At 37.6% G+C, this 16,490-nt stretch carries 15 protein-coding genes and 1 pseudogene; 9 read left to right on the top strand and 7 right to left on the bottom strand.

The annotated features are described in order from the left end of the window. Positions 1 to 28: 28 nt before the first annotated feature. The 7 genes from gmk to ACFIM6_RS00820 form a co-directional block, all read right to left on the bottom strand. Positions 29 to 706 carry a guanylate kinase gene (gmk, locus tag ACFIM6_RS00850; RefSeq protein WP_375611237.1) on the bottom strand — a complete coding sequence of 226 codons (678 nt, stop codon included), beginning with the start codon at positions 704 to 706 and terminating at the stop codon, positions 29 to 31. A 298-nt stretch (positions 707 to 1,004) separates the two neighbouring features. Beyond that, positions 1,005 to 2,114 (bottom strand): endolytic transglycosylase MltG, encoded by a 1,110-nt coding sequence (gene mltG / locus ACFIM6_RS00845; RefSeq protein ID WP_375611236.1) that lies wholly within the window; start codon positions 2,112 to 2,114, stop codon positions 1,005 to 1,007. Positions 2,115 to 2,210: 96 nt separating this feature from the next. Continuing rightward, positions 2,211 to 3,473: a beta-ketoacyl-ACP synthase II gene (gene fabF / locus ACFIM6_RS00840; RefSeq protein WP_375611235.1), complete on the bottom strand. Its 1,263-nt coding sequence runs from the start codon at positions 3,471 to 3,473 to the stop codon at positions 2,211 to 2,213. 101 nt (positions 3,474 to 3,574) lie between these two features. Continuing rightward, entirely contained in the window at positions 3,575 to 3,811 is a 237-nt protein-coding gene (locus ACFIM6_RS00835) for an acyl carrier protein (RefSeq protein ID WP_004860281.1), read from the bottom strand. A gap of 260 nt (positions 3,812 to 4,071) precedes the next feature. Then, positions 4,072 to 4,809, bottom strand: coding sequence for a 3-oxoacyl-[acyl-carrier-protein] reductase (gene fabG / locus ACFIM6_RS00830; RefSeq protein ID WP_375611234.1), 738 nt, complete (start codon positions 4,807 to 4,809; stop codon positions 4,072 to 4,074). An 18-nt stretch (positions 4,810 to 4,827) separates the two neighbouring features. Continuing rightward, the gene (gene fabD, locus ACFIM6_RS00825) at positions 4,828 to 5,772 is read right to left on the bottom strand and encodes an ACP S-malonyltransferase (protein WP_375611233.1); all 945 of its coding nucleotides are present in this window, start codon (positions 5,770 to 5,772) and stop codon (positions 4,828 to 4,830) included. 77 nt (positions 5,773 to 5,849) lie between these two features. Further along, positions 5,850 to 6,437: an undecaprenyl-diphosphatase gene (locus tag ACFIM6_RS00820; RefSeq protein WP_375611232.1), complete on the bottom strand. Its 588-nt coding sequence runs from the start codon at positions 6,435 to 6,437 to the stop codon at positions 5,850 to 5,852. A 335-nt stretch (positions 6,438 to 6,772) separates the two neighbouring features. Here ACFIM6_RS00820 and rpsF point away from each other — a divergent pair, with 335 nt between their 5' ends. The 9 genes and pseudogenes from rpsF (at position 6,773) to purF (ending at position 16,490) form a co-directional block, all read left to right on the top strand. Next, positions 6,773 to 7,180 (top strand): 30S ribosomal protein S6, encoded by a 408-nt coding sequence (rpsF, locus tag ACFIM6_RS00815; RefSeq protein ID WP_375611231.1) that lies wholly within the window; start codon positions 6,773 to 6,775, stop codon positions 7,178 to 7,180. Next, entirely contained in the window at positions 7,180 to 7,428 is a 249-nt protein-coding gene (gene rpsR, locus ACFIM6_RS00810; RefSeq protein WP_012754957.1) for a 30S ribosomal protein S18, read from the top strand. The genes rpsF and rpsR overlap by 1 nt, the downstream gene beginning before the upstream one ends. Positions 7,429 to 7,577: 149 nt before the next feature. Further along, positions 7,578 to 8,558: a hypothetical protein gene (locus ACFIM6_RS00805; protein WP_375611230.1), complete on the top strand. Its 981-nt coding sequence runs from the start codon at positions 7,578 to 7,580 to the stop codon at positions 8,556 to 8,558. 25 nt (positions 8,559 to 8,583) lie between these two features. Further along, the gene (rplI, locus tag ACFIM6_RS00800) at positions 8,584 to 9,180 is read left to right on the top strand and encodes a 50S ribosomal protein L9 (RefSeq protein WP_375611229.1); all 597 of its coding nucleotides are present in this window, start codon (positions 8,584 to 8,586) and stop codon (positions 9,178 to 9,180) included. 593 nt (positions 9,181 to 9,773) lie between these two features. Then, positions 9,774 to 11,264: a replicative DNA helicase gene (locus tag ACFIM6_RS00795; protein ID WP_273791081.1), complete on the top strand. Its 1,491-nt coding sequence runs from the start codon at positions 9,774 to 9,776 to the stop codon at positions 11,262 to 11,264. Between the two features lie 613 nt (positions 11,265 to 11,877). Then, a pseudogene (locus ACFIM6_RS00790) lies at positions 11,878 to 12,813 on the top strand (DnaB-like helicase C-terminal domain-containing protein); the annotation flags it as partial. Between the two features lie 6 nt (positions 12,814 to 12,819). Continuing rightward, the gene (gene radA, locus ACFIM6_RS00785) at positions 12,820 to 14,196 is read left to right on the top strand and encodes a DNA repair protein RadA (RefSeq protein ID WP_375611228.1); all 1,377 of its coding nucleotides are present in this window, start codon (positions 12,820 to 12,822) and stop codon (positions 14,194 to 14,196) included. A 142-nt stretch (positions 14,197 to 14,338) separates the two neighbouring features. Beyond that, on the top strand, positions 14,339 to 14,881 hold the full coding sequence (locus ACFIM6_RS00780; protein ID WP_375611227.1) for a CvpA family protein: 543 nt from the start codon (positions 14,339 to 14,341) through the stop codon (positions 14,879 to 14,881). Between the two features lie 115 nt (positions 14,882 to 14,996). Beyond that, positions 14,997 to 16,490, top strand: a complete 1,494-nt coding sequence (gene purF / locus ACFIM6_RS00775; protein WP_375611226.1) for an amidophosphoribosyltransferase — start codon at positions 14,997 to 14,999, stop codon at positions 16,488 to 16,490.

The raw sequence follows: 16,490 nt of genomic DNA, 5'->3' as shown, positions 1-16,490 counted from the left end.
AAATGCACTTTGTGTTATAAAACCTTTTTTAATCACAATATTTATCGATTTTTTCAGCAATAAGCCCATCAACAAAAGAACCAAGATACGAACAACGCTCACGTTTTACGGTTTCAGCTAAATAAATTGATTTAATAAAAGATAAAGACTGATCTAAATCTTCGTTAATCACAACATAATCATAAGAAAGCCAATGCTTTAACTCCGTTCGTGCATTTTCCAATCGCAAATTGACAGTATCTTGACTATCTTCTGCTCGACGATGTAAACGCGAAACAAGCTCTTTCATTGATGGTGGAAGAATAAAAACAGATACAGTGTCTCCTAGCATCTTTTTTTGCAGCTGCTCGGTACCTTGATAATCAATATCAAATAACATATCTTGGCCAGCATTCAATGCGCTTTCAACAGTTTCACGTAAAGTGCCATAATAATTTCCGTGAACTTCTGCCCACTCAATAAATTCATCCCTATCACGCTTATATTCAAACTCTTCCTTTGAAATAAAGTAATAATGCAGCCCATCTACTTCACTAGGACGCCTTTTCCTTGTGGTCATACTTACGGAAAGCTCTAATTGTCCCTCTTTTAGAAGTAATCGAGAAATTGTTGATTTACCAGCACCTGAAGGCGAAGAAAGAATAAATAAAAAACCGCGGCGTTGATTTATTTTTATAGCACTCAATTTACTTTCAAAGACTGTCATTACATCACTCTACTTTGTTCATAAATGTTTCTCCAAAATTTGAATTATACATTATCTCAACCTCTCCCCTAATCAATGTGTTTTCTTAGCAATTCTCAATGTTATTTTGCTCTTTTTTGAGATAAGGTATTAGCAGTATATTCACTTTTTTCTTAAATATTTTTATCCATACGCCAACCCACTTGTGACAGACAAGAAAATGATTTTTTATCATTCTCATAAAAAATTTAAATAGAAAAATTTTACTATATTTGGGATTCTCATTTACGATGCAAAAAGATGTGTTATCACTATAAATTCAATGTTTTGCCTTTAATTCTCGCCACTTGCGAACATTCATATTATGTTCCTCTAAAGTTCGAGAAAAAACATGCCCTCCTGAACCATCAGCAACAAAATAAAGTGCATCACTGCTTGGTGGATGTGCCACCGCTTTTAAAGAATCTCGACCTGGATTTGCAATAGCCGTTGGGGGCAAACCATTAATTTTATAAGTATTATATGGTGTTTCCTTCTCAAGATCTGAACGATAAATTGCACGACCGGATGGTTTTCCTTTTCCTCCGAAGAGACCATAAATTACTGTTGGATCCGATTGAAGACGCATATGCTTTGTAAGGCGGTTATAAAATACCGCAGCAACCATTGGTCTTTCTGCTGCAATTCCCGTTTCTTTCTCAACAATTGAGGCTAATATAACAAATTCATCAATTGATTTAATGGGTAAATCAGGTGAACGCGTAGCCCATATAGCATGAATTAATTTTGTCTGTCCTTCACGCAACCTGTTTACAATCTCTTTACGCGTTGTTCCCCGAATAAAACGAACAGTATCCGTCATTAAATAACCTTCTGGAGGCAAAATTTTTGGAAGGTCTCCAATCAAAATTTCATTCGCAGCTAATCGATCGAAAACTTGCTGAACCGTTAAACCTTCAGGTACTGTAAATGTATACTCTATAGATTTTCCTTTCACAAGAATATCCATAATATCCTGCATCGAAGCATGAGCTGGAATTAAATATTCACCAGCCTTCAGATGCGTTGTTTTTTGGTGATAACCAACCCCATAAACAAAAATATCTGATGATCGAATGAAACCACGTTTTTCTAGCAATGAAGCAATTTCACGAATTCCGGTACCAGGATGGATAAGAACAATTTGTTCTTCCTCAATTTTTCCCTTTTCTTCAAAAATACTTTTTCCAATATAAAGAGGAATACTTATGGCAAAAAGAATAATCACAATCAGCATAAGAAAAAAATGACCGAGAATGACCAACGGATTACGGACGATAGATGATTTCTTTCGTTTTTTATGTATTAACATGTCATAACTATCTGCTAAATGATTCGAAGAGGAATCACTTACGTCCTTTAATGATTTTCCATTTTTCACATCGGACATAACCCCTCAATAGCGATTAAGGATAATATTATAATTTCTTATTCACCTTATAATAAAGTAGAAAACTCAAAAGCAAAAATTAAATAAAAATACTTATTATCCCCTAAAACGTCGCATCACCAACGATGCATTTGTCCCACCAAATCCAAAAGAATTAGAAAGAATCGTATCAATCTTTCGTTCACGCGGTTTGTGTGGTACAAGATCGATTTTCGTTTCAATCGATGGATTGTCAAGATTAAGTGTCGCTGGGGCTATATTATCCCGTATAGCTAAAATAGAAAAAATAGCCTCAGCAGCACCGGCTGCACCAAGTAAATGCCCGATAGATGATTTCGTTGATGACATAGAAACTTGTGGTGCATAACTCCCTAAAACACGCTCAACAGCCGCTAGCTCTATGGAATCAGCCATCGTAGATGTACCATGAGCATTAATATAATCAAGTTCACTTACATTCACTTGTGCACGCTTAAGAGCAGCTATCATACTACGCTGAGCCCCTTCACCACTTTCTGAAGGCGCTGTAATGTGGTAAGCGTCACCAGATAAACCATAGCCAATAACCTCAGCATAAATACGCGCTCCTCGTTTTTTGGCATGTTCCAGCTCTTCTAAAACAACAACAGCTGCTCCTTCCCCCATCACAAAACCATCACGATCAATATCATAAGGACGTGACGCCCGTTCAGGATCATCATTGCGACAAGTAGAAAGAGCTCTACAAGCTGCAAAACCTGCAAGAGATATCCGATTTATCGGAGATTCAGTCCCCCCTGCCACCATGACATCTGCATCACCAAACATAATCAAACGTGCCGCATCACCAATTGCATGCGCCCCTGTTGAACAAGCCGTTACAACAGAATGATTAGGCCCCCGTAAACCATATTGAATAGACACATAACCAGAAGCAAGATTAATCAAACGACCTGGAATAAAAAAAGGAGAAACACGACGTGGGCCCTTATCACGAAGCGTATAACCAGCTTCAACAATACCCTCAACTCCCCCAATTCCCGAACCAATTAACACGCCTGTACAAATCTGATCTTCATCACTCTTAGGAAACCATTCGGCATCTGCAAGCGCTTGGTTAGCAGCAGCCATTGCATAAACAATAAATGCATCAACTTTACGTTGCTCTTTAGGTTCCATATACAAATCAGCATTATAAGTCCCCTCTGTTCCATCCCCTAAGGGGATACGCGCAGCAATCTGGCATGGCAAATCTGACACATCAAACTCAGTGATACGTCGGACACCACTTCTTCCTTCAAGAAGTCGTTTCCAACTATATTCAGTATTACCAGCTAGTGGAGATACCAACCCTAAACCAGTAACAACAACACGTCTCATAACTTCTAACCTTGAACTAAACTTCACCTCTCAAAGCTCTCTTTTCAAAAGAGCTCCGAAGAATATAGGCAAAAGCAATTTATGCCTTTGCCCTTTAGTAATCACGCAGAAGCTTTATCAATGAACTTGACTGCATCGCCAACTGTAAAAATCGTTTCAGCAGCTTCATCTGGAATTTCTACCCCAAACTCTTCTTCAAAAGCCATAACGAGTTCAACCGTATCAAGGCTATCAGCCCCTAGATCATCGATAAAGCTTGCATTTTCTACAACTTTATCAGCATTAACCCCAAGATGTTCCACGATAATTTTCTTAACGCGCTCTACTGTGTCACTCATGTTGAAATCCTCGAATTTATATTTCCTATAATTTGGTTAACTATATCGGTTCATCTAATCAAGCAATAGATGCATTACTTTAAAAGATTTTAGTAATGATTTAAAACATCCTGTGGATATCCCCTACAAAATGAACCAATCTGACATTCCGACATCAATTGATCAACGACCATATTAAAGAAATAGATGCATCTATCCATTTCAATCGTTACTATCTAAAATAATACAACTCATAAATCAATGTGGAATAAAATAAATACTCAAATCATTGCCATTCCACCATTGATATGGAGTGTTTGACCTGTCGTATAGGCTGCTTCATCGCTTGCTAAATAAACAGCAGTAGCGGCTATTTCTTGCCCACTTCCCATACGTTTCATCGGAATCGCAGCCATAATGGCTTCTTTTTGCTTTTCATTAAGCTTGTCTGTCATTGCGGATTTAATAAATCCTGGAGCAATACAATTGACAGTGATGTTTCGCGAAGCAATTTCTTGTGCCAATGCTTTAGAAAAACCTATCAAGCCTGCTTTTGCAGCACAATAATTCGTTTGTCCAGGATTTCCCACAACACCAACAACAGATGTAATGTTAATAATCCTTCCATAACGGCGGCGCATCATAGAATGTATTAATTCACGCGTCAAAAGAGAAGCAGCTGTTAGGTTAACTTCTAAAACATCATCCCAATCTTTATCTTGCATACGCACAAAAAGACCATCCTTAGTGATTCCAGCATTGTTAACCAAAATATCGACGCCATCCATTTCTCTTTCTGAAACTTCAACCAATTGTCTAATCGATTGGCGTTCAGAAAGATTAGCGGGAAATACAAAAACATTCTGCCCTAATTCTGCTGCCACTTCTCTAAGCTTTTCTTCACGTGTTCCATGAAGTCCAACAATGGCTCCTTGTGCATGAAAGCAGCGTGCAATTGCCTCACCAATTCCTCCTGATGCCCCCGTTATAAGAGCTTTACGCCCTGTTAATTTAAACATTTTTAAACTCCTTATAGATTAAACGCCAAGCATACCTAGCGCTGATTCTATTTCATCAACTGTTCCAATAGTTACCCCTTTTATATCCTTGTTAATACGACGCGTTAAACCTGTTAATACTTTTCCAGAACCAACTTCAAAAAGCGTATCAACCCCATTAGCCCCGATCCATTCTATTGTTTCACGCCACCTCACCCTCCCCGTCACTTGTTGGACAAGAAGAGTAGCAATACGTTCTGGATCCTTTTCTGGTGTAACAGAAACATTGGCAATTAAAGGAACAATAGGTTCCATTTTATTAACAGTCAAAAGCGCTTTCTTCATGGCATCAGCAGCAGGCTGCATTAAAGACGAATGAAAAGGTGCAGAAACTGGAAGAAGAAGTGCACGTTTTGCACCTTTTGTTGATGCAATCTCTACCGCTGTCTCAACTGCTTTTGCTTTACCTGAAATAACAATTTGCCCACCACCATTATCATTAGCAATCTGACATAGTCCTTCTCCAGAAACAGTTTCGCAAATTTCTTCCACAATGTGCTCTTCTAAACCAATTAATGCAGCCATAGAACCTTCTCCAACCGCGACAGCAGCCTGCATAGCATTGCCACGAGTACGCAAAAGCCTTGCCGTATCTGTGAGAGTAAATGTATCAGCAGCACAAAGAGCCGAATATTCGCCTAAAGAATGACCAGCAACAAATCTTACCTTGTCTTCTATACGAAGCCCTAATTGTTTCATCACACGAATGACAGCCATAGATACAGCCATTAATGCCGGTTGTGCATTTGCTGTTAACGTTAAAACATCTGCTGGTCCTTCAAAAATAATCTTTGATAATTTCTCACCCAAAGCATCATCAACTTCCTCGAAAACCATCCGTGCGGCAATAAATTGCTCTGTAAGCGCCTTTCCCATACCAACAAGTTGACTCCCCTGCCCTGGAAAAATAAAAGCTGCACCCATTTATCAACTCCTAAAACTGTACAATTAAATTATTTTCTTTTGACCTTATTCATCCGCACAAATCAAGATAAAGCCCTTTATTTAAAACGAATACCACACTTAAAATTATATTTTAAGGGCGGAATTTGATATAAAAACTTAGGGAAATAGGGTGCTATAAACTGAATAACACCCAAACTTATGAGACTTCCTAAAAGTGCACCTGCTAAAATATCAAAGGGATAATGTACGCCCACAAAGATGCGCGCCCAACAGATTAAGCATAAAAACACTACGGCAAATTTAAAAGTAACTTTGTATCGGTAAAAATAAAAGTTAGCTGCATAAGATGCAATGGTCAAGGCATGATTACTAGGAAAAGAAGCTGTTGCACGATGTTGAATAAACGGTGTCGTCAGCCCTACCACGAATGGGCGAGGATGAAAATAAAAAAGAGAAATGAGATAACCTATGAAAAGAGATGCACAAATACTCATGCAAATGCTTAGCACAACACACCGTTCCCTCTCCCCACCACAAAACCACAACGCACAAAGATGGAGAGGAATAATATAAATTAAAAACTTTGCACAAAAAATACTAAACAAAACTACAATCGACCAAGCTTGATGATTGCCGACAAACATTTCAAAGAGTGTAACATCAATTTGGTTTAAAAAGTCCATTTTTCCCTCCTTTGCCTTTATATTACAGTATTATCTTTTTGTAGAAGAAGGAAATATATCAAGATTTAACAAATCAATTTTTTTATGTGCATAAACTTGCTATTTTAAAAGATAACCTGTAGATATGAAATATTCGTTGCCGGCACTTTAGCTGGAGGTTGAACGGAGGGCTGTAAAATATCAGTAGGAAATACAATGTTTCCGGCCTCCCGTATCTCCGCTCTGAGATGTCTCGAATTGTAAACGCGTCCTTTCTTCTTTGGATTTCCAAAAAAGACAAGTCGCAGAGGCTTTGCGCTAAAACCGGTGAAATTTAATTGAAGAAAGGCAAAACAATGGCTCTTTATGAACATATGTTCCTTGCCCGACAAGACATTGCACCGCAGCAAGTTGATGAACTTTTGAGTCTCTACAAAGGTGTCATTGAAGTGCATGGTGGAAAAGTTGGGCGTATAGAAAATTGGGGACTTCGTCCTCTTGCTTACCGTATTCGTAAAAACCGTAAAGCTTATTATGTCTTAGTCAATATTGATGCACCAGCTTCAGCAATTGCTGAAGTGGAGCGTCAGATGCGCATCAATGAGGATATTTTGCGTTATATGACCATTCGCGTAGAAAAACACGAAAAAGAAAAATCTGCTATGCTCTCACACCTTGATCGCAATAGTCACATTGGACATGATGAAGAGCGTCCTCGTTTTCCACGTCGTCAACGTGAAAATACTATAGAAGGGGTAGAATAATGACTGATACTAATCAAAACTCTGCACGTCGCCCCTTTCATCGTCGTCGTAAAACGTGTCCTTTTTCAGGGACCAATGCTCCCAAAATTGATTATAAAGACATCAAGTTGTTACAACGTTATATTTCCGAACGTGGGAAAATTGTTCCTTCACGGATTACTGCTGTTAGTCAGAAAAAACAGCGTGAATTAGCTAATGCTATCAAACGTGCTCGCTTTTTAGGCTTACTTCCGTACGTTATAAAGTAAGCAATCAATACGCTATGCAACTGGAGAGTTTCTCCAGTTGCATTTCTTATATGGTTAAAAAATAGCTTGTTGTATCCTATGTTAAGCTATTAAATGTCAAAGTTGGGGTATTGACACACCTCTAACTGCAGAAAGCAGGACAGCAATAAATGAAAAAAAATCGTACTTATGAGATATTAACCGGTATTTTGGCAGGATTATTTGCTGTTGTGATAGGACTGGCAATCATCAGTGTTGCAAATATTGCGCCCTTTTTTTCTCTTCTTCTTGGCTGCTTTCTTTCATTGCCAATTTTTATTGTTGCGTTCGGTCAAGGAACATTAGCCAGTCTCATCGCCCTCATAAGTGCCACTGTTGTTCTTATCATAACCACTAATACCTATATTGCTCTTGGCTTTATGTTCTTATTTTTCCTTCCTGCTGTCTATGCTTCTTGGCTTCTTGGGCTTGCACGACCAGCGCAAAAAGAAAACGAACTGATATGGTATCCATTATCATCGGTTATTTTTCATTTAACTAATTTTATCGCTCTTATAGCAACTTTCATTGGGCTCTATGTTCAAACACGTCCTTCCACACCCATCGTTGCAAAAAAAATCACCGAAAACATAGCACAAACTCTGCAACAAACACAGTCAATAAAAGAAGCCGATATACGCGCTTTTAATGAGCTTTTAATGACGCATACAGCAACTTTTACTGCTTTTTCTTTGACTATTTATAGTTTGGTTTTTCTCATTGGTAACCTTTACTTTTCCATGATAGCAGCACAACATATGAAATGGCTGAAAAGACCCCGTGATGATTGGAGCCAAACTCTCCGCCTTCCCATTTCTGGAATTGTTATTTTCATTATTGTTTGCATAGCATCGATGGTTGAGCTGAGCGCTTCTCTTAACTTGAGTACCCGTGTCTTTAGTACTGCATACATTGTCATCATATTAATTAGCGGTCTAGCATATCTTCACAATATTACAAAAGGGGTAAACGGTCGGATTATTATACTTTCTCTTGTTTATATTGCTATTTTAACAGTCGTTTTTACTCCACCTATTGTTTTCATGATGCTTTTGATGGGAATTTGGGCTGCTATTCAATACAATTTTCAATCACGCAAAAAACTCCACTAAATTTATTTGTTCGAAAGGAAAAACTATGGATATTATTTTACTTGAGCGCATTCCTCGTCTTGGTCAGATGGGTGATATTGTCTCAGTTAAAGATGGTTATGCGCGTAATTTTCTCTTGCCTCAAGGTAAAGCTTTACGCGCAAATGAAGCTAATAAAAAACATTTTGAGATACAACGTGCACAACTTGAAGCACGTAATCTTGAACGCAAAAGCGAAGCGCAAAAAATTGCTGAAAAACTTGATGGACAATCATTCATTGTTGTTCGTTCTGCTGGTGAAACAGGACAACTTTATGGTTCTGTGTCAACACGTGATATTGCTGAAATCATAACAGATGAAGGCTTTTCTATTGGAAGAAATCAAATCGAACTTAATCATCCAATAAAAATGATCGGTCTTCACACTATCACTCTTAGCTTACATCCAGAGGTTCAAATTTCTGTGATTATTAATGTTGCGCGTTCTACCAGTGAAGCACAACGCCAAGCAGAAGGTGAAACCCTCACTTCGGCTAAAGAAATATATAATATTCAAGAAGAATTATTAGAAGAAAGTCAGGAAGAATTATTGGCAGAAGAAATTAATGACAACGATATAAACAGTTCTCATCAAGAAGCTTAATTTCTATTTTTTCTTTCTGTTTTATATTTTTTATTCCATTTTAAATATCGATCATAAAATACTCGCACTTTAAAAGTGAGTATTTTATGGCTATCGTACATAAAGAACCTAATTTTTATGAAAGAATTAGAAATATACTATTTAAAGGCATTACATGCCGAGAATGGTAGTATCACTAAGAGGAAATGTCTTTTGTTTTCCAGCATATAAAGTAAAAATAATTTAAAGTTCTACCCTTAAGACTAAAGTTTGTATGAGCGTTAATTTGATTATATCCTCACATGATCTGAAATAATTTCAGTTATAAAAAATAATTCTACTTACACAGATATTGGAATTTTAAGGTTAAGTAACTTAAAAATACTTAAATTTAGAGTAGCAAAACTTCCACTTTAAAATCACATATTATAAAATAAAATAGATAGACGTTATATAAATAATACACAAATGATAAATGAGGAACGAAAAGAGAGTTTTAAAAAATTATATAATTTTAACTTAAAATGAAGGTTTGTAGCTCTATTCTTTTAATTATACGATTTTCAATTTATCGCCTAAAGTAGCTAGACTTAGAATTTTAGTGGAAAAATATTATGGAAGAAACTAACGTTGTTAATGTCAGCTCTTCAAAGAAAGAGGATTCTCCTTCTTTTCGGCAACTTCCGCATAATATTGAAGCTGAACAGGCATTGCTTGGTGCCATCTTTATCAACAATGATTCTCTTGACCGCGTTTCAGATTTTCTAAAACCAGAACATTTTTTTGAACCATTGCATCAAAAAATTTATCATGTTTTATCTCACCTTATTAAAACAGGAAAACGTGTAGATCCAGTTACAATCAAGCCCTATATCCAAATGGAAGAAAAAATTGGAGATATTACTGTATACCAATATGTTGTTCGCTTAGCCACAGAGGCAGTCACTATTATTAACGCTGAAGATTATGGACGCGTCATTTACGATCTTTTTATCCGACGGTCTTTGATTAACCTTGGAACTCAAGTTGTCAATACAGCCTTTGATGCTCCTGTAGAACTCACGCCTACCCAACAAATTGAAACTGTTGAAAATCAGTTATTTGAGCTAGCAGAAAAAGGGAAATATGGAGGTGGATTTGAAAATTTTAATGAGGCTATTAAAAAAGCTATCGATATGGCAAGTGCTGCGAAAAAGCGCTCTTCACAATTATCAGGGATAGCCACCCATATTAAAACACTTGATGAAAAAATGGGAGGATTACAAGCATCTGACTTAATTATCCTTGCGGGCCGCCCTGGTATGGGTAAAACCTCACTGGCTACCAATATTGCCTTTAATATTGCTAATGCTTATAATCGTAATGCCAATATCCAAGAAAATGAAGGCGGCATTGTGGGATTCTTCTCACTTGAGATGTCATCCGAACAGCTTGCAACCCGTATTATTTCTGAACAAACAGAAGTCTCTTCTTCTGATATTCGGCGTGGCAATATTTCAGATGAACAATTTTCAAAAATTATTCGTGCGGTGAACCAACTACAAAAGGCACCACTTTATATTGATCAAACTGGGGGAATATCAATTACGCAATTAGCTGCTCGTGCGCGGCGTCTCAAGCGGCAACATGGTTTAGATATCTTGTTTATTGACTATATCCAACTCATGACAAGCAGTTCAAAGCGTTCATCAGAAAATCGTGTTCAAGAGATTACAGAAATTACCACAGGATTAAAAGCATTAGCGAAAGAACTTAATATTCCTATTATCGCTCTCTCTCAACTTTCACGTCAAGTAGAAAATAGAACAGATAAACGTCCACAGCTCTCAGATTTACGTGAATCTGGTTCAATTGAGCAAGATGCCGATATCGTTCTGTTTGTCTATCGCGAAGAATATTATCTCAAAAATGAAGAACCAAAACTAGGTAGCTTGGAACATACGAAATGGCAAGAAATAATGGATAAAGCTTTTGGAAAAGCTGACGTTATTATTGCAAAACAGCGCCATGGGCCGACAGGAATCGTGCCTCTTGCCTTTCAATCTGATTTCACACGCTTTAGTGATCTGGCCGATAGCAATTACCTTCCAGAGCAAATTGGTTAAATCGACATGGCGCGTAATCGTATTCAATTTATCTGTCAAAATTGTGAAACCATCCTTCTCATTAAAAAATGTAGTTCTTATCAAGAATGATAATTTCTTACAAAGAATCATTTTTCAATGATTCTAGCCACCGTTATTTGCTATTTAATAACATTCTTCTTGCATGAAATGATAACACATCTCTTAATGTTGTAAGTGGGGTACATATATTAAAATCCATAGCTAATCTAAATCTTTCTATATTGTTCCTTCTTTTAAAAAACTCCTTCTCACAAGACACTCATTTTCTTGTTTTTAAATTCAAAAATAATTGCTGCTGTTGTGCAAGGCTGACTATTATGTAGAATATCAGAAACTTTCCTCTTTATAGGACAACCTCTAACCTTTTAACAAAAATATTTTCTAATCTATCTGAAAAATTACCCTAATTACCGCAATATAAAAAACAAGCAGTGTTTTGAATAATACAGCACAGAGAAAATTCTACAACATGCAAAATATTCTTGATATAAAATTGCATAAAAACTGATATCTAACAAAAGGAAAGTGTATAATTATGCTAGAAAAAAAAGAAGACTGCGATAGTAGATTTGACAGTCTTGATGACGCTATCAAAAGAGTTGTTGATATAGCAAGTGCTGCAAAAAAACGCTCTTCGCAAATATCAGGGATAGCGACTCATATTCAAACACTTGATGAAAAAATGGGAGGATTACAACCATCCGACTTAATTATCCTTGCGGGACGCCCTGGTATGGGTAAAACTTCACTTGCTACCAATATTGCCTTTAATATTGCCAATGTTTATAATTATAATGGTAATATCCAAGAAAATGAAGGCGGCATTGTGGGATTCTTCTCACTTGAAATGTCCTCAGAGCAGCTTGCAACACGTATTATTTCTGAACAAACGGAAGTCTCTTCTTCTGATATTCGACGTGGTCATATTTCAGATGAACAATTTTCAAAAATTATTCGTACGGTAAATCATCTCCAAAAGGCACCCCTTTATATTGATCAAACTGGAGGAATATCAGTTTCACAACTGGCTGCCCGTGCTCGACGTCTCAAGCAAAAACATGGTTTGGATGTCTTAATTATTGATTATATCCAACTCATGACAAGTGATTTAAAATACACATCTGAATATCGTATTCAAGAAATCACTGCAGAATTAAAAGCCTTAGCGAAAGAATTAAATATCCCTATTATTGCTCTTTCACAACTTTCACATCAAGTTGAAAACAGAACAGATAAACGCCCAAAACTTTCAGATTTAGGTGGATTTGGTTCTATTGAGCAAGATGCCGATATCGTTTTATTTGTCTATCGTGAAGAATATTACCTCAAAAATGAAGAACCAAAGTTCGGTAGCCTTGAACATATGAAATGGCAAGAAATAATGGATAAAGTTTTTGGAAAAGCTAACGTTATTATTGCAAAACAGCGCCATGGGCCGACAGGAATCGTGCCCCTTGCCTTTCAATCTGATTTCACACGCTTTAGTGATCTGGCCGATAGCAATTACCTTCCAGAGCAAATTGGTTAAATCGACATGGCGCGTAATCGTATTCAATTTATCTGTCAAAATTGCGGAACCATCCATTCTCGTTGGGCAGGGAAATGTAGCGCTTGTGGGGAATGGAATTCCCTTATCGAAGAAACTATAAATAGCGGCATAGGAAGTGGTCCTAAGCAGAATGCTCGTAAAGGACGCATTGTCACACTCACATCTCTTTCTGGAAATATCGAAGATGCTCCACGTATTCATTCTGGTATTGCTGAACTTGATCGTGTTACCGGTGGGGGCTTTGTCCGTGGATCAGCACTCCTTGTTGGAGGTGATCCGGGTATTGGTAAATCAACATTGCTAACACAAACAGCTGCTGCTTTATCTCGTAAAGGATATAATGTCATCTATGTTTCAGGTGAAGAGGCTATTGCGCAAATTTGTCTGCGCGCACAAAGGCTTGAAGCTAACAATACAGAAGTGAAACTTGCTGCTGAAACCAATGTTGAAGATATTCTGGCAACCTTAAGCGAACATAAAAACCTTGATATGGTGATTATCGATTCGATTCAAACCCTATGGTCAGATACAGCAGATTCAGCACCTGGCACTGTCACACAAGTACGTATCGGTGCTCAGGCAATGATCCGCTTTGCCAAGAAAACAGGAACCGCCGTTGTTCTTGTTGGGCATGTTACAAAAGATGGACAAATTGCTGGTCCTCGAGTCGTTGAACATATGGTTGATGGCGTTCTCTATTTTGAGGGTGAAGGAGGACATCATTATCGCATTCTTAGAACTGTAAAAAATCGCTTCGGACCAACAGATGAGATTGGTGTCTTTGAAATGTCTGATAAAGGATTACGCGAAGTGATAAATCCATCTGAATTATTTTTAGGGGAACGTAATGAAAAAGCACCAGGCGCTGCTGTTTTTGCAGGAATGGAAGGGACACGCCCGATACTCGTAGAAATTCAAGCGCTTGTTGCTCCTTCTTCCCTTGGGACACCAAGACGTGCAGTTGTCGGATGGGATGGAAATCGCCTTTCTATGATTCTTGCCGTTTTAGAAGCCCATTGTGGCATTCGTTTTGGACAGCATGATGTCTATCTGAACGTAGCAGGTGGATATCGCATATCAGAACCCGCTGCTGATTTAGCTGTAGCCGCTGCTTTGGTATCTTCTCTTGCCAATATCGCATTGCCAACGGATTATGTATATTTTGGTGAAGTCAGTCTTTCAGGAGCTACCCGCGCTGTTGCACATTCAGCACAGCGCATCAATGAAGCAAAAAAACTCGGCTTTCAAGGAGCCTTTCACCCCACAACAACAACCGAAATGATGAAGTCGCTCAACTTTCAACAAAAAACTTTCTCCGACCTTCCCGAACTCGTTGCTACTCTTACCGTAAGTAAAAAATGATCTGCACCACAGATATGATAATATAGAAAAAACTCTATAAAATACAAAAGATCCTTGCTATAAGAACAAAAAATGGCATAACAAAAAATATATTTGCACACAGACTTAAAAGAACACAACTTTATGTATAAGGAACAAACAAATGATCATAACAATCCTTGATGGAATTGTCGTAGTAATCATCCTGTTGTCCGCTTTTCTTGCTATGCTTCGAGGATTTTCACGTGAAGTGTTATCGTTGATTTCTTGGGCAGTTGCAGCTGTTACGACACTGTTTTTATTCAAACCTGTCTTACCTTTCTTTGAACAATATCTCTCTAATAAAATGATTGCATTGATCACAACATTGGTCACAATTTTTATTATTGTTCTCATTATTACTTCAATTATTACAATGAAGATCTCTGATTTTATTATTGATAGTCGAATTGGTATCCTTGACCGTGCTATTGGTTTTATTTTTGGAGCACTTCGTGGTTTATTTATCATGGTCATCGGTATGTTGCTGCTTAATGCACTGATTAAACCCGAGCTTCAAGCGAATTGGTTAAAAAATGCAAAAACAAGGCCTATTTTAGATTCATTGGGACAAAAAGTTTGGGAAATACTCCCCAAAGATATTGGATCTGTTCTCGAAAAGACGGAAAATTTGTTTAAAGACAGCAATAAACATACGTATGAGTAACACTCTCATGAAAAGATAATTTTCAAAAAATAGAGAATAGTTTTTCATGAGGAAAGAGAACTAAATGATGTAAAATGTGATATTAATGATTCCTACATATCACAACTGAAAGAATATGATGATAAAAAGCGATGTTTTCTGTCAAGAATTTTCATTAGATGATGATACCCTTCATGAAGAATGTGGAGTTTTTGGTATTCTTGGGCATGAAGATGCCGCAACATTAACAGCTCTTGGACTCCACGCACTTCAGCATCGTGGGCAAGAAGCAGCTGGGATTGTTTCTTACCATAATAAAATATTTCATCAAGAAAAGCATTTAGGTCTTGTTGGAGATCACTATACAAACCCTGCAACACTTGCGCGCTTACCAGGAAATCGTGCTATTGGACATACCCGTTATTCAACAACTGGAGAAGTGGCATTACGCAATGTTCAACCCCTTTTTGCTGAATTGAAAGTTGGAGGTATTGCTATTGCGCATAATGGTAATCTTACCAATGGTCTCACATTACGCCGTGAACTCATCGCTTCTGGTGCTATCTGTCAATCAACGTCGGATTCAGAAGTTTTTCTCCATCTTATTGCCCGCTCACGTTATGAGTCGTCCTCTGATCGTTTTGTTGATGCGATTCGGCAAGTAGAAGGTGGGTATGCTATGTTAGCGCTCACACGTACAAAACTTATTGCGGCACGCGATCCAACAGGAATTAGACCTCTCGTGATGGGGGAACTTGATGGTAAGCCTATCTTTTGTTCTGAAACTTGTGCTCTTGATATTATTGGAGCAAAATATGTCCGTGATGTTAAAAATGGAGAAATCATCATATGTGAAATACAAAAAAATGGGGAAATTACAAAAAAAATTATAAAACCAGAAAATACACAACCAGAAAAACTTTGCTTGTTTGAATATGTTTATTTTGCCCGCCCAGACTCAATCGTTGGAGGGCGTAGTGTTTATACAACACGCAAAAATATGGGAATCCGTTTAGCACAGGAAGCCCCTTGTGAGGGTGATGTTGTGGTTCCTGTTCCTGATGGAGGAACGCCTGCTGCAATTGGCTATGCACAAGAAATTGGAATTCCCTTCGAGCTTGGCATTATTCGTAATCACTATGTTGGCCGCACTTTTATCGAACCAACACAACAAATTCGCGCTTTTGGCGTCAAGTTAAAACATTCGGCAAACCGTCCTGTGATTGAAGGAAAACGTGTTATTCTGGTTGATGACTCTATTGTGCGTGGAACAACATCCCTTAAAATTGTACGAATGCTTCGCGATGCAGGAGCAAAAGAAGTTCATATGCGCATTTCTAGCCCTATGATTTTTTATCCTGACTTTTATGGTATTGATACACCTAAAGCTGAAAACCTTTTAGCAAATCAATATCCAGATTTAAAATCTATGTGTGATTTTATTGGAGCGGATTCATTAGAATTTCTTTCAACGGATGGATTATATCTTGCTGTAGCAGGGGAAAAACGGAATAACGCCAATCCACAATTTACTGACCATTATTTTACTGGATATTATCCTACGCATCTGGTTGATCAAGAAAATCTCTCCAAAATTCATCAATCATCTGTTCTTAAAACAAGAGATTAA

The sequence above is a fragment of the Bartonella sp. AA9NXGY genome (genome assembly GCF_042196845.1).
Lineage (GTDB): Bacteria > Pseudomonadota > Alphaproteobacteria > Rhizobiales > Rhizobiaceae > Bartonella.
The sequence above is the reverse complement of the archived record's forward strand: the minus strand, read 5'-3'. Positions and strand labels throughout refer to the sequence as shown.

Bases quoted from the DNA above. Each gene is read 5' to 3' on its own strand.
- fabG (WP_375611234.1), bottom strand. From the start codon at position 4,809: ATGTTTAAATTAACAGGGCGTAAAGCTCTTATAACGGGGGCATCAGGA.
- radA (WP_375611228.1), top strand. From the start codon at position 12,820: ATGGCGCGTAATCGTATTCAATTTATCTGTCAAAATTGCGGAACCATC.
- ACFIM6_RS00805 (WP_375611230.1), top strand. From the start codon at position 7,578: ATGAAAAAAAATCGTACTTATGAGATATTAACCGGTATTTTGGCAGGA.
- fabF (WP_375611235.1), bottom strand. From the start codon at position 3,473: ATGAGACGTGTTGTTGTTACTGGTTTAGGGTTGGTATCTCCACTAGCT.
- rplI (WP_375611229.1), top strand. From the start codon at position 8,584: ATGGATATTATTTTACTTGAGCGCATTCCTCGTCTTGGTCAGATGGGT.
- ACFIM6_RS00795 (WP_273791081.1), top strand. From the start codon at position 9,774: ATGGAAGAAACTAACGTTGTTAATGTCAGCTCTTCAAAGAAAGAGGAT.
- ACFIM6_RS00780 (WP_375611227.1), top strand. From the start codon at position 14,339: ATGATCATAACAATCCTTGATGGAATTGTCGTAGTAATCATCCTGTTG.
- purF (WP_375611226.1), top strand. From the start codon at position 14,997: ATGATGATAAAAAGCGATGTTTTCTGTCAAGAATTTTCATTAGATGAT.
- rpsF (WP_375611231.1), top strand. From the start codon at position 6,773: ATGGCTCTTTATGAACATATGTTCCTTGCCCGACAAGACATTGCACCG.
- ACFIM6_RS00835 (WP_004860281.1), bottom strand. From the start codon at position 3,811: ATGAGTGACACAGTAGAGCGCGTTAAGAAAATTATCGTGGAACATCTT.
- fabD (WP_375611233.1), bottom strand. From the start codon at position 5,772: ATGGGTGCAGCTTTTATTTTTCCAGGGCAGGGGAGTCAACTTGTTGGT.
- mltG (WP_375611236.1), bottom strand. From the start codon at position 2,114: ATGTCCGATGTGAAAAATGGAAAATCATTAAAGGACGTAAGTGATTCC.
- gmk (WP_375611237.1), bottom strand. From the start codon at position 706: ATGACAGTCTTTGAAAGTAAATTGAGTGCTATAAAAATAAATCAACGC.
- rpsR (WP_012754957.1), top strand. From the start codon at position 7,180: ATGACTGATACTAATCAAAACTCTGCACGTCGCCCCTTTCATCGTCGT.
- ACFIM6_RS00820 (WP_375611232.1), bottom strand. From the start codon at position 6,437: ATGGACTTTTTAAACCAAATTGATGTTACACTCTTTGAAATGTTTGTC.